Source organism: Sulfitobacter sabulilitoris, from assembly GCF_005887615.1.
GTDB classification, from domain to species: domain Bacteria; phylum Pseudomonadota; class Alphaproteobacteria; order Rhodobacterales; family Rhodobacteraceae; genus Sulfitobacter_E; species Sulfitobacter_E sabulilitoris.
In genome coordinates this window covers 1,134,501-1,147,002 of record NZ_VANS01000001.1, presented here as the reverse complement: position 1 = coordinate 1,147,002, position 12,502 = coordinate 1,134,501, and the positions used below count along the sequence as shown (strand labels likewise).

Sequence of the window (12,502 nt, the reverse complement as noted above, 5' to 3'; positions counted from 1 at the left end):
AACCGGCCAAGGGCCGCGCGGAGCGGCGGGCATGATGCTGCTCTGGGCCTCCGTTCTGTGGGTTCTGGCATCCGCCGGGGTGGCGATGCTGCCGATGCGTCATCAATATGTGCCCGGTGTGGCTCTCTTGGTGGCGGCGCCGGTGCTGATCTACTTCATCGGGGCTCAGGTCGGCTGGATTCCCGGACTGCTGGCGCTGGCCGCCTTCGTGTCGATGTTCCGCAATCCGCTGCGCTATTTCTGGGCGCGGGCGCGGGGCCAGCACCCCGAGCTGCCGAAATGAGCCTGTCGCTGATCCTTGTCTGCCTTTGGGCCGTGACCGCCAACGTGCTGGCCATGACGCCCAGCCGGGACCATCACTGGCGCAATGCCTATGTGCTGATCGCCATCGGAATTCCGATGATCGGGCTTGTCACTTGGCAACACGGTCCCTGGCTTGGTTTGCTGGTGCTGGCGGGGGGCATGTCTGTGCTGCGCTGGCCGGTGATCTACCTGGCCCGGTGGCTGCGCCGACGGACATTGGGGGGATGACATGGCAACCGTGCTGATCGCCGTTCTGGCGCTTTGGATGCTGGTGGTGGGGGTCTGCGGCTACGCCGCCTCGGTGCGCGGATTCGTCATCGCGCTGTTGGCCGGTCTGACGGCCAACACCGTGTGGCTGATGGTCGGGCTCGGGGCGTCTCCGGTCAATCCGTCCTTTGTCATCGCACAGCTTGCCGCTTGTCTTTATGCGGTCTGCGCCTTTGCGTCGGGGTGGCTGATCGGGCGCATGGTTCAGCAGTTTCGCGCCGGTCGGGTGGAATGATCGCCACGCACACGACTGGCGCCCGCCGCCGCACCCGGTTACAGAGCCGCCCATGACCGATCTTGTTCTTCCCCCTGTGCGTGGCCGGATCACGCCGCAGCGATCCTTGAGCGATCTGACCTGGCTGCGCGTGGGCGGGCCCGCCGATTACCTGTTCCAGCCTGCCGATCGCGATGACCTGAGCAGCTTTCTCGCCGCGCTCGATCCGGCGGTGCCGGTGTTCCCGATGGGTGTGGGGTCGAACCTGATCGTGCGCGATGGCGGCGTGCGCGCGGTGGTGATCCGCATGGGGCGCGGATTCAACGAAATCGCCATCGACGGCACGCGGGTCACCGCGGGTGTCGCGGCGCTGGACGCGCATGTGGCGCGACGCGCGGCGGATGCGGGGGTGGATCTTGCATTCCTGCGCACCATTCCCGGCAGCATCGGCGGCGCGGTGCGGATGAACGCGGGGTGCTACGGGCGCTACACGGCCGATGTCTTCGTCAGCGCGCAGGCGGTCACCCGCAACGGGCAGATCGTGACGCTGACCGCCGAAGATCTGAACTTCGGCTATCGCCACAGTGACTTGCCCGAGGGCTGGGTGTTGACGCAGGTGACGTTTGAAGGGCCGCCGGGTGATCCGCAGGCGCTTCATGCGCGGATGGAGGAGCAACTGGCCAAGCGTGACGCCACCCAGCCCACGCGCGACCGCAGCGCCGGATCGACCTTTCGCAACCCGGCGGGGTTTTCCAGCACCGGGGCGGCGGATGATGTGCATGACCTGAAGGCGTGGAAGGTGATCGACGAGGCCGGTCTGCGCGGTGCAACCCGTGGTGGCGCCCAGATGAGCCCCAAGCATTCCAACTTTCTGGTCAACACCGGCGGCGCCACCGCCGCCGATCTTGAAGGTTTGGGCGAAGAAGTGCGAAAAAAGGTTTACGATTCCAGTGGTATCACGCTAGAATGGGAAATTATGCGGATCGGCGAACCGACCGCAGAAACATAAGCCGGAAATCGGCAAACCAAACAAAAAACAAGGGCCGAAAAAGGCCCGGTACAAGAGGCACTCTGGTGGGTCAGTCGAGCAGGACACCCCCGAAAGTGGCGGTATTGATGGGCGGGCCTTCGGCAGAGCGCGAAGTGTCGCTGTCGACTGGGCGCGCCTGCGCCGCCGCCTTGCGGGAACGGGATTACAACGTGATCGAGGTCGACGCCGGCCCCGATCTTTGTGCGGTGCTGACCGATCTTGGGCCCGACGCCGTTCTGAATTGCCTGCATGGCCGCTGGGGCGAGGACGGCTGCGTGCAGGGACTGCTGGAATGGATGCGGCTGCCCTACAGCCATTCCGGGGTCCTGTCCTCGGCACTGGCGATGGACAAGCAGCGCAGCAAGGACCTTTTCCGGGCCGCGGGTCTGCCGGTGGTCGAAAGCCGCATCGTCAGCCGCGAGGCCGCGATGGCGGGCCATATCCTGCCGCCACCCTATGTCGTCAAGCCCAACAACGAAGGCTCCTCGGTGGGGATCTACATCGTCGAGGAGGGCGCCAACACGCCGCCGCAACTGGCCAAGACGATGCCCGACACCGTGATGGTCGAGGCCTTCGCGCCGGGGCGCGAGCTGACCACGACCGTGATGGACGACCGGGCGCTGACCGTGACCGACATCATCACGACCGGCTGGTACGACTACGACGCCAAGTATACGCCCGGCGGATCGACCCACGTGGTGCCCGCCGATATCCCGTCCGACATCTTCGATCTGTGCCTTGACTACGCACTCAGGGCGCATCGCGCGCTGGGGTGTCGGGGTGTCAGCCGGACCGACTTTCGCTGGGACGAGGCGCGCGGCGCCGAGGGGCTGATCCTGCTCGAGACCAATACCCAGCCCGGCATGACGGCGACCTCGCTGTCGCCCGAACAGGCCGAAGCCTGCGGCATCTCGTTTCCCGATCTCTGTGCCTGGATGGTGGAGGATGCCTCATGCAACCGCTGAAGCGCCTTGTCGCCCGCCGCCCGCGACTGTCGCGTGCCGATCCCGCGCCGTCGCGCTGGGCCTGGCGGATGCAGCGGCTGATGCTGACGCCCGCGTTCCGCTTCGGTCTGCGGGTCGGGGTTCCCTTTGCGCTGACCTTTGCCGCCGGGGCGATCTGGCTGGGCAATGACGCCCGCCGCTTGGCGATCCAGACCGCCGTGGCCGAAGCCCGCGAAAGCTTTGAGAGCCGGCCGGAGTTCATGGTCAAGCTGATGGCGATCGACGGCGCCAGCCCGCGCGTGTCGCGCGAAATCCGCGAGATTGTGCCGATCAGCTTTCCCACCAGTTCGTTCGATGTCGACGTGGAGCAGGTCCGCCAGGCGATCGTCGAACTGGACCCCGTCAAGGCGGTCAGCGTGCGCATCCGCCCCGGTGGCGTCTTGCAGATCGACGTGACGCCACGCACGCCCGTCGCGATCTGGCGCAACCGCGACGGGCTGACCACGGTGGATGTGTCGGGCATGCAGGTCGCCACGCTGGAGCGGCGCGACGCGCGCCCCGATCTGCCGCTGATCGCGGGGCCGGGGGCGCAGGACCACATCAAGGAAGCGCTCGATCTGTACCGGGCGGCGGCGCCGCTGGGGGGGCGGCTGCGCGGTATCGTGCGCATGGGCGAGCGGCGATGGGATGTCGTTCTTGACCGCGAGCAGCGCATCTTGCTGCCCGAGACGGGCGCGCTTCAGGCGCTGGAGCGGGTGATCGCGCTCGAGACCGCGCAGGACGTGCTGTCGCGCGATGTGGCGCGCGTGGACATGCGGCTGGGCCGGCGGCCCACCGTGCAAATGAAAAAAGAGGCCACCCGCGAATGGTGGCACATCAGGCAGATGTCGGGACAGTGATATGAGCGATCTTTATGACGGCCAGCGCAGTATGCGAAACATGCGAAAGCTGGCGATGCAACGTGGCGTCGTGGCCATTCTGGACGTGGGCAGTTCCAAGATCGCCTGCCTCGTGCTGCGGTTTGACGGCACTGGCCCGCTGAGCGAGGAAGGCGAGATCGGATCGCTTGCGGGGCAGTCCGGCTTTCGCGTCATCGGTGCGGCCACGACCCGGTCGCGCGGTGTCCGCTTTGGCGAAATCTGCGCCATGCAGGAAACCGAACGCGCCATCCGCACCGCGCTTCAGGCGGCGCAAAAGATGGCGGGCATCCGCGTCGATCACGTGATCGCGTGTTTTTCAGGCGCCGAGCCGCGCAGCTACGGTCTCGATGCTCAGGTCGAGCTTGAGGGCCGGGTGGTCAGCGAACAGGATGTCGCGCGGGTGTTGTCGCATTGCGACGTGCCAGACTACGGCGAAGGGCGCGAGGTTCTGCATGCACAGCCGGTGAATTTCGCGCTCGACCATCGCTCGGGGCTCAGCGATCCGCGTGGGCAGCTGGGAAATACGCTGTCGGTGGACATGCACATGCTGACGGTCGATGCCGACGCGATCCAGCATCTGGCGCATTGCATCAAACGCTGCGATCTCGAACTCGCGGGGGTCGCGTCGTCGGCCTATGTGTCGGGCATTGCCGCACTGGTCGAGGACGAACAGGAACTGGGGGCCGCCTGCATCGACATGGGCGGCGGATCGACCGGTGTGTCGATCTTCATCAAGAAGCACATGATCTACGGCGATGCGGTGCGCATGGGCGGAGATCACGTCACCTCCGATATCTCGATGGGGTTGCAGGTGCCGATGGCCAACGCCGAGCGGATAAAGACCTTTTACGGCGGGGTGCACGCCACCGGCATGGATGACCGCGAGATGATCGAGATCGGCGGCGATACCGGCGATTTCGAACATGACCGCCGCACCGCCAGCCGTGCCGAGCTGATCGGGATCATGCGCCCCAGGGTCGAGGAAATCCTGGAAGAGGTCCGCGCGCGTCTGGATGCGGCCGGGTTCGACCACCTGCCCAGCCAGCAGATCGTTCTGACGGGCGGCGGCAGCCAGATCCCCGGTCTCGACGGGCTGGCAAGCAAGATCCTGGGCCAGCAGGTCCGGCTGGGCCGCCCGCTTCGGGTTCACGGCTTGCCGCAGGCGGCGACAGGCCCCGGATTTGCCAGCGCGGTCGGCCTCTCGCTCTTTGCGGCGCACCCGCAGGACGAGTGGTGGGACTTCGATATCCCGGCGGACAGGTATCCGTCGCGGTCACTGAAACGGGCGGTTAAATGGTTCCGTGACAACTGGTGATCGCAATATCGGGTGCAGAGCCCGAAATGCAGCGAGAATCAGCGAGAAATTGCCCATATTTTGGGGCGAATTTACGTTTTTTAGGTGACGTTGAGGCGCTGGATCGGTAGGATTGGCGCGACACAGGCAAAAAATCACCCGCGAACGCGGCCAAGCAGAACAGGCGGACACTGACATGACCCTTAACCTCTCGATGCCCGGACAGGACGATCTGAAACCTCGTATCACCGTGTTCGGTGTCGGCGGAGCAGGTGGGAATGCCGTCAACAACATGATCGAAAAGCAGCTCGACGGTGTGGACTTTGTCGTCGCCAACACCGACGCGCAGGCGCTTCAGCAGGCCAAGGCCGAAAACAAGGTGCAGCTTGGCATCAAGGTGACCGAAGGTCTGGGCGCGGGGGCGCGCGCCTCTGTCGGGGCTGCCGCCGCCGAAGAGTCGATCGAACAGATCGTCGATCATCTGGCCGGCGCGCACATGTGCTTTATCACCGCCGGCATGGGCGGCGGCACGGGCACGGGCGCGGCCCCGATCATCGCACAGGCCGCGCGCGAATTGGGCGTGCTGACCGTCGGCGTCGTGACCAAGCCGTTCCAGTTCGAGGGCGCCAAGCGGATGCGCCAGGCCGAGGATGGCGTCGAGGCGCTGCAAAAGGTCGTCGATACGCTGATCATCATTCCCAACCAGAACCTGTTCCGCCTGGCCAATGAAAAGACCACCTTCACCGAAGCTTTCAGCATGGCCGACGACGTGCTCTATCAGGGCGTCAAGGGCGTGACCGACCTGATGGTGCGCCCCGGCCTGATCAACCTCGACTTTGCCGACGTGCGCGCGGTGATGGACGAGATGGGCAAGGCGATGATGGGCACCGGAGAGGCCGAGGGCGAAGACCGCGCGATCCAGGCCGCCGAGAAGGCCATCGCCAACCCGCTGCTCGACGAAATTTCGCTGCGCGGCGCCAAGGGCGTGCTGATCAACATCACCGGCAGCCACGACCTGACGCTGTTCGAACTGGACGAAGCCGCCAACCGCATCCGCGAGGAAGTGGACCCCGAGGCGAACATCATCGTCGGTTCCACGCTGGATACCGCGATGGAAGGCATGATGCGCGTCAGTGTTGTCGCCACCGGCATCGACGCGATGGACGTGAACACCGAAATGCCCGTGCCGCGCCGTTCCATGTCCGCGCCGCTCAAGCAGAGCGTGCAGGTCGAAGAGCCCGCGGTCGAACCCGCGCCGCAGCCTGAACCGGTCGCCGCCGACGCCGCGCGCACCCGTCAAGGCGATGAGCCGACCCTGTTCGACGAGGAGATCGACGTGCACGAGGCCGCGGCCCGGGACATGGCCGAGGATATCTTTGCGGACGAGGTGATGGAGGAAGAGACGGACGATCTGCCGCCGCCGGCCTATCAGCCGCGCCGCGATACGTTCGAGCCGCGGCGCAACGAGATCGAGGCCGAGGCCGAAAGCTTTGTCGCGCCGCGTGCCCCGACCCCCGGCACACCGTCGCCCGAGGCGATGGCCCGTCTGCGCGCCGCGGCCCAGAAGGCACCGCCTGCAGCCCCCGGCGCGCGTATGCCGCAGCAGGCGCAAGCCCCGGCGGCGGGCGAGCGCCCTCGCTTTGGCATCAATTCGCTGATCAACCGCATGACCGGCCATTCCGATGGCGGCGCTGCCGAACAGCGCCCCCAGCAACAGCCCGCACGCCAGCAGCCACCGGTTCAGGCCCGCGCCGCAGCGCCGGTGCGCCAGCCCCAGGAAGAGGCGGATCCCGAGCAGGAACGCATCGAAATCCCGGCCTTCCTGCGCCGTCAAGCGAACTGACCGGTTCACGAATGCATCGAAAAGGGTCGCCCAAGGGCGGCCCTTTTTTTATGAAAAACAGGGAGTTACATGCTCCTGGGCGGGTTCGCGCCCAATTGTAACGGTTGTGTTTCAGTCCGTTGCAAAGATTGAGTTGAGGCTTTTGGGGCGGCACCCTAACTCTCGCTGCACAAGAACGAATGTTCACAGTTGCCCTATGGAGGCTCTCGTGCAGACAACCTTGAAATCACCGATCCGGTTCACCGGCACTGGTCTGCATTCAGGCCAGCCTGCCACGCTGACCCTGCGTCCGGCGATGGCGGAGCATGGCATCTGGTTCTCGCGCACCGACGTCGCCGTGGGCGACAGGCTGATTCCGGCGCGCTGGGATGTGGTCAACCGCTCGCCGCTGTGCACCAAGATCGAAAACGCCTCGGGCCTTACCGTATCGACGGTGGAGCATTTGATGGCGGCGCTTGCGGGGTGCGGCGTGCACAATGCGCTGGTCGAAATCGACGGACCCGAAGTGCCCATCCTGGACGGATCGGCGGCGCCCTTTGTGCGCGGCATCATGCAGCGCGGATTGCGTCAGCTGAACGCGCCTGTCCGGGCATTCCAGGTGCTGCAGACCGTTACCGTGACCGATGGGGCGGCCAGTGCCACGCTGGCCCCCGCCGACACGCTTCGGATCGACTTCGAGATCGATTTCACCGATGCCGCAATCGGCCACCAGCAACGGTCGCTGGTGATGAACAACGGCAGCTTCGCCCGCGAATTGTGTGACAGCCGCACCTTCTGCCGTCAGGCGGATGTGGACGCGATGCAGGCAAATGGCCTGGCGCTGGGCGGCAATCCGGGGGAAAACGCGGTGGTGTTTGACGGCGACCGCGTGCTCAGCCCCGGTGGTCTGCGCCATGCGGACGAACCGGTCCGCCACAAGATGCTGGATGCGCTGGGCGACCTGGCGCTGGCGGGTGGCCCGCTGATCGGCCATTACACCGGTGTGCGCGCGGGTCATTCGATGACCAACACGCTGCTGCGCAAGCTTTTCGCGACGCCGGGCGCGGTGCGCATGGTGATCTGCGACCGCGACATGACGGCGCGTCTGCCCGGTGCCGGCCTTGTCTGGGACGAAATTCCGCAGGTCGCCTGAACCGCGCCGGACCGCGCGCCAACCCGGCGGGGGGAGCCGATCCGCCGGCACATTCGCATTTTTCCGGTCCGGGGTTGCGGTGATTTTCCCGATCTTGGACCTCGCGAAAGTCGCAATGGGCGTTTTGCACCGGAAAATTCTGTGCTAGGACCAATGCAATAGCGGCCCGAACGGGCCCTGATCAGGTAAGACGAGGGTAGCAAGGCATGACAGGCGGCGGGTCCCGAACACGGGTGATCGGTGCGGTGCTTTTTGCAGCGACGCTGGCGGCATGTGGCAGCGATGCCGGTCGAACCGATGGCAGTTTCTTCAATCCGCAGGAAATTCCGCTTGAAACCTACACCGCCGAGCAGATTTTCGAGCGTGGGGAGTTCGAACTGAACCGCAAGCGCCCGTCCGAAGCGGCGTTCTATTTCGCGGAGATCGAGCGGCTCTATCCCTATTCCGACTGGGCCAAGCGCGCGCTGATCATGCAGGCCTTTGCCTATCATCAGGATCAGGATTACCCCAACAGCCGGTCCGCCGCGCAACGCTTCATCGATTTCTATCCCGACGATGACGATGCGGCTTATGCCCAATACCTGCTGGCGCTGAGCTATTACGATCAGATCGACGAAGTGGGCCGTGACCAGGGCCTGACGTTCCAGGCGTTGCAAAGCCTGCGCGAAGTGATCGAACGGTATCCCGACAGCGAATACGCGCGCGCGGCGATCCTCAAGTTCGATCTGGCCTTTGATCATCTGGCGGGCAAGGAAATGGAAATCGGGCGCTACTACCTGCGCCGCGATCATTACACTGCCGCGATCAACCGTTTCCGCGTCGTGGTGGAGGATTTCCAGACCACCAGCCACACCGCCGAGGCGCTGCACCGTCTGGTCGAGGCGTATCTGTCGCTTGGGCTGGTCAACGAGGCGCAGACCGCCGGCGCCATCCTGGGCTACAACTACCGCTCGAGCGACTGGTACGAGGACAGCTACAAACTGCTGACCGGTCAGGGCCTCAAGCTCGAGGCGGCGGGCGACGGATGGTTGCAGCAGATCTATCGCCAGACGATCAAGGGGCAATGGCTCTAGCCGTGCCCGCACGCCCCCACCCGACGGAATAATCCAGATGCTGCGCGGTCTTGAAATATCGGACATGCTGATCATCGACCGGCTGGAACTTGGGTTTCAGCCGGGGCTGAACGTGCTGACCGGAGAGACCGGCGCGGGCAAGTCGATCTTGCTGGATTCGCTGGGTTTCGTGCTGGGATGGCGGGGGCGCGCCGATCTCGTGCGGCAAGGCGCAGCGCAGGGCGAGGTCACGGCGTGGTTCGACATACCCGAGGGTCATCCCGCGCGCGCGGTGCTCGAGGAAGCGGGGCTGCCGGTCAGTGACGAGTTGATCCTGCGGCGGGTGAACACATCCGACGGGCGCAAGACGGCCTGGGTCAACGACCGCCGCTGTTCGGGTGAAATGCTGCGCAGCCTGTCGGAAACGCTGGTGGAACTGCATGGTCAGCATGACGATCACGGCCTGCTGAACCCACGCGGCCACCGCACCATTCTGGACGACTTCGCCGGGCTGGACGATGCCCGCGCCGCGGCCCGCGCGGCATGGTCCGCGATGGGCCACGCCCGAAAGGCGCATGATGCCGCGCAACAGGCGATGGAGGCCATCCGCGCCGAGGAAGATTACTTGCGTCACGCGGTGGCGGAATTGGACGCGCTGGCCCCCAGGTCGGGCGAGGATGCAGAGTTGGACCAGCAGCGCCGCCACATGCAGGGCGCCGAAAAAATCCGCGGCGACGTGGTGCGCGCCTACGAAGGGCTGGGCCACGACGGGGCAGAGGCCAGCATGACGAACGCGATGCGCTGGCTCGATGCCGCTGCGGACCGCGCCGATGGGCGGCTCGAGGCGCCGATGGCCGCCCTGGGCCGCGCGATGGTGGAACTTGACGATGCGATGGAGGGGATCGTGAGCGCCATCGACGCGCTGTCGTTCAACCCCGCCGAGCTTGAGGAGACCGAAGAGCGCCTGTTTGCCATTCGCGGGTTGGCGCGCAAGCATGACGTCGCCCCGGATGATCTCTCGGGATTTGCGGATGACCTGCGCGCCAAGCTGGCGGCACTGGATGCGGGCGATGCCGATCTGGCCGAACTGAAACGTTCCGTGGCCGAGGCCGAAGCTGCCTATGACGCGGCCGCCACCGCCCTCACGGAAGCCCGGAAGGAGGCCGCACGACGCCTCGATACGGCGGTCACTGCGGAGCTTGCGCCGCTGAAAATGGACCGGGCAGTGTTCGAGACCCAGATCACGCCCGAAACGCCCGGCCCCGAAGGCCGCGACACGGTGGCCTTTTCCGTGGCCACCAATCCCGGTGCGCCGGCCGGGCCGCTGAACAAGATCGCCAGCGGGGGCGAGCTGAGCCGCTTTCTTCTGGCGCTCAAGGTGTGCCTCACGCGCGGGCAGGTGGGTCTGACCATGATTTTCGACGAGATCGACCGAGGCGTCGGCGGCGCGACGGCGGACGCCGTGGGGCGCCGCCTGGCCGCGATCGCACAGGGCGGCCAGGTGCTGGTCGTGACCCATTCGCCGCAGGTGGCCGCCCTTGGCGCGCATCACTGGCGGGTCGAGAAACGCGTGACCGACGGGATGACGACCTCGACCGTGGTGCCGCTGCCCAGCAGCGACCGGGTGGATGAAATCGCGCGTATGCTGGCGGGCGATACCATCACCGACGAGGCACGGGGCGCCGCGCGGGCGCTCTTGGCCGGTTGATCGGCGCTAAGCCACGGCGCAAACGGGGTTTTATCCGCTCGCACCTTGCCCTAGACAAGGGGCACACAGAGAATGCGTAACCAATGACAGAGCCCCGCCGCTCCTTCCTGTCCCAGCAGATGACGCTTGCCCTGACCTCCTGTCGGGACGGGCTGCATATCCTGCGGCATCGCGGGCCCAGCCAGGTGCAGTTCTGGTTCATCGCCCTGGCCATCGGCATCGGCGCCGGATTCGCGGCGCTGTTTTTCCGCAAGGGCATCAACGCCCTGCAAGCGGCGCTTTACGGCACAGATGACGTGCAGTTCCTGCACAGCTTCGCGTCGTCGCTGCCGTGGTATCTGATCCTGCTCATTCCCATTGCCGGGGGGCTGGCGGTCGGGCTGATCTTGCATGTCTTTACCCGCGACGGGCGGGCGCGCGGCGTGGCGGATGTGATCCAGGGCGCCGCCATGCGCGATGGGCAGGTCGAGACGCGCGCGGGGCTCGCGTCGGCGCTGGCGTCGCTGATCACGCTCAGCAGCGGCGGGTCGTCGGGTCGCGAAGGACCGGTGGTTCACATGGCAGGCGTCATCGCCACCTGGGTCAGCCGCCGCATCCACGCCGATGGCATCACCGGGCGTGACCTGCTCGGCTGTGCCGTGGCCGCGGCTGTGTCCGCCAGTTTCAATGCGCCGATCGCGGGGGCGCTTTTCGCGCTGGAGGTCGTGCTGCGCCATTTCGCGGTCCATGCCTTTGCGCCCATCGTGATCGCGAGCGTGGCCGGCACGGTGATCAACCGGCTTGAATTCGGCGGCGTTACCGAATTTGTCCTGCCCACCACGGGCGATGTCCAGTTCTACCAGGAATTGCCCGCCTTCCTGTTGCTCGGGCTCATGGCCGGGCTGGTCTCGGTCCTGTTGATGCGGGCGATCTTCTGGGCCGACGATGTGGGCACCCGCGTCCAGACCAGGATACATCTGCCGCGCTGGCTGCGTCCGGCCTGTGCGGGCGCGCTTCTGGGCGGGATGGCGATCTGGTATCCGCATATCATCGGCGTCGGCTACGAGACGACGTCGCTCGCCCTGACCGGGCAACTGGCGCTGAACGAGGCGATCGTGTTCGCGGTGCTCAAATGTGTGGCCGTGGCCATCACGATGGCCGGGCGCATGGGGGGCGGCATATTCTCGCCCTCGCTGATGGTGGGTGCGCTGACGGGGCTTGCCTTTGGCCTGATCGCCACCGGGATTTTTCCGGACGTGTCGGGATCCGTCACGCTGTATGCGCTGGCGGGAATGGGGGCGGTGGCGGCGGCGGTGCTGGGCGCCCCGATTTCGACGACCCTGATCGTGTTCGAACTGACGGGCGACTGGCAGACCGGCCTTGCGGTGATGGTGGCGGTGTCGATGTCCACCGCGCTGGCGTCGCGCCTGGTGGACCGCAGCTTTTTCCTGACGCAACTCGAACGCCGGGGTATCCACCTTGCCGCCGGGCCGCAGGCGTATCTGTTGGCGATGTTCCGCGTGTCGGCGGTGATGCGCCGGGCGGGCGATCTGCGCGAGGGCAATGCAGAGACCTGCGCCGAATTGGTCGACTCCGGTGTTTATATCGATGCCAACGCCACACTCGAAGCCGCGCTGCCGGTGTTCGACAAGACCATGTTATCCTTCGTCCCGGTCGTGCGCGAGGGGCAGGACGGCGCGCCCCCGGTCCTTGTGGGGGCGCTGTTTCACGTCGATGCGCTCAAGGCCTATAACCGCGCGCTGGCCGCCACCGCCGCCGAAGAACATTCCTGAACGGCACTTGCGGGCCGGCGGAA

General features: G+C 65.9%; 12 protein-coding genes. All 12 read left to right on the top strand.

Translation table 11 applies throughout. The features are described from left to right. The first annotated feature begins 31 nt into the window (after nucleotides 1-31). Nucleotides 32-283: a DUF2484 family protein gene (locus tag FDT80_RS05440; RefSeq protein WP_138661187.1), complete on the top strand. Its 252-nt coding sequence runs from the start codon at nucleotides 32-34 to the stop codon at nucleotides 281-283. Continuing rightward, nucleotides 280-531, top strand: coding sequence for a DUF2484 family protein (locus FDT80_RS05435; protein ID WP_138661186.1), 252 nt, complete (start codon nucleotides 280-282; stop codon nucleotides 529-531). The genes FDT80_RS05440 and FDT80_RS05435 overlap by 4 nt, the downstream gene beginning before the upstream one ends. Before the next feature lies 1 nt (nucleotide 532). Then, the gene (locus FDT80_RS05430; RefSeq protein WP_138661185.1) at nucleotides 533-805 is read left to right on the top strand and encodes a hypothetical protein; all 273 of its coding nucleotides are present in this window, start codon (nucleotides 533-535) and stop codon (nucleotides 803-805) included. A gap of 52 nt (nucleotides 806-857) precedes the next feature. Next, nucleotides 858-1,793: a UDP-N-acetylmuramate dehydrogenase gene (murB, locus tag FDT80_RS05425; RefSeq protein WP_138661184.1), complete on the top strand. Its 936-nt coding sequence runs from the start codon at nucleotides 858-860 to the stop codon at nucleotides 1,791-1,793. Between the two features lie 107 nt (nucleotides 1,794-1,900). Beyond that, nucleotides 1,901-2,779: a D-alanine--D-alanine ligase gene (locus FDT80_RS05420; RefSeq protein WP_246039871.1), complete on the top strand. Its 879-nt coding sequence runs from the start codon at nucleotides 1,901-1,903 to the stop codon at nucleotides 2,777-2,779. Continuing rightward, on the top strand, nucleotides 2,767-3,657 hold the full coding sequence (locus tag FDT80_RS05415) for a cell division protein FtsQ/DivIB (protein WP_138661182.1): 891 nt from the start codon (nucleotides 2,767-2,769) through the stop codon (nucleotides 3,655-3,657). The genes FDT80_RS05420 and FDT80_RS05415 overlap by 13 nt, the downstream gene beginning before the upstream one ends. Before the next feature lies 1 nt (nucleotide 3,658). Next, entirely contained in the window at nucleotides 3,659-4,993 is a 1,335-nt protein-coding gene (gene ftsA / locus FDT80_RS05410; protein ID WP_138661181.1) for a cell division protein FtsA, read from the top strand. Nucleotides 4,994-5,168: 175 nt separating this feature from the next. Then, nucleotides 5,169-6,815: a cell division protein FtsZ gene (ftsZ, locus tag FDT80_RS05405; protein ID WP_138661180.1), complete on the top strand. Its 1,647-nt coding sequence runs from the start codon at nucleotides 5,169-5,171 to the stop codon at nucleotides 6,813-6,815. Between the two features lie 196 nt (nucleotides 6,816-7,011). Beyond that, the gene (gene lpxC, locus FDT80_RS05400) at nucleotides 7,012-7,947 is read left to right on the top strand and encodes a UDP-3-O-acyl-N-acetylglucosamine deacetylase (protein ID WP_170311790.1); all 936 of its coding nucleotides are present in this window, start codon (nucleotides 7,012-7,014) and stop codon (nucleotides 7,945-7,947) included. 206 nt (nucleotides 7,948-8,153) lie between these two features. Continuing rightward, nucleotides 8,154-9,020 (top strand): outer membrane protein assembly factor BamD, encoded by an 867-nt coding sequence (locus tag FDT80_RS05395; protein WP_138661178.1) that lies wholly within the window; start codon nucleotides 8,154-8,156, stop codon nucleotides 9,018-9,020. A gap of 37 nt (nucleotides 9,021-9,057) precedes the next feature. Further along, nucleotides 9,058-10,707: a DNA repair protein RecN gene (recN, locus tag FDT80_RS05390; RefSeq protein ID WP_138661177.1), complete on the top strand. Its 1,650-nt coding sequence runs from the start codon at nucleotides 9,058-9,060 to the stop codon at nucleotides 10,705-10,707. 83 nt (nucleotides 10,708-10,790) lie between these two features. Next, on the top strand, nucleotides 10,791-12,479 hold the full coding sequence (locus FDT80_RS05385; RefSeq protein ID WP_138661176.1) for a chloride channel protein: 1,689 nt from the start codon (nucleotides 10,791-10,793) through the stop codon (nucleotides 12,477-12,479). Nucleotides 12,480-12,502: the final 23 nt, after the last annotated feature.

Bases quoted from the DNA above. Each gene is read 5' to 3' on its own strand.
- recN (WP_138661177.1), top strand. From the start codon at position 9,058: ATGCTGCGCGGTCTTGAAATATCGGACATGCTGATCATCGACCGGCTG.
- ftsZ (WP_138661180.1), top strand. From the start codon at position 5,169: ATGACCCTTAACCTCTCGATGCCCGGACAGGACGATCTGAAACCTCGT.
- FDT80_RS05415 (WP_138661182.1), top strand. From the start codon at position 2,767: ATGCAACCGCTGAAGCGCCTTGTCGCCCGCCGCCCGCGACTGTCGCGT.
- FDT80_RS05385 (WP_138661176.1), top strand. From the start codon at position 10,791: ATGACAGAGCCCCGCCGCTCCTTCCTGTCCCAGCAGATGACGCTTGCC.
- FDT80_RS05420 (WP_246039871.1), top strand. From the start codon at position 1,901: ATGGGCGGGCCTTCGGCAGAGCGCGAAGTGTCGCTGTCGACTGGGCGC.
- FDT80_RS05395 (WP_138661178.1), top strand. From the start codon at position 8,154: ATGACAGGCGGCGGGTCCCGAACACGGGTGATCGGTGCGGTGCTTTTT.
- ftsA (WP_138661181.1), top strand. From the start codon at position 3,659: ATGAGCGATCTTTATGACGGCCAGCGCAGTATGCGAAACATGCGAAAG.
- FDT80_RS05435 (WP_138661186.1), top strand. From the start codon at position 280: ATGAGCCTGTCGCTGATCCTTGTCTGCCTTTGGGCCGTGACCGCCAAC.
- lpxC (WP_170311790.1), top strand. From the start codon at position 7,012: ATGGAGGCTCTCGTGCAGACAACCTTGAAATCACCGATCCGGTTCACC.
- murB (WP_138661184.1), top strand. From the start codon at position 858: ATGACCGATCTTGTTCTTCCCCCTGTGCGTGGCCGGATCACGCCGCAG.
- FDT80_RS05430 (WP_138661185.1), top strand. From the start codon at position 533: ATGGCAACCGTGCTGATCGCCGTTCTGGCGCTTTGGATGCTGGTGGTG.
- FDT80_RS05440 (WP_138661187.1), top strand. From the start codon at position 32: ATGATGCTGCTCTGGGCCTCCGTTCTGTGGGTTCTGGCATCCGCCGGG.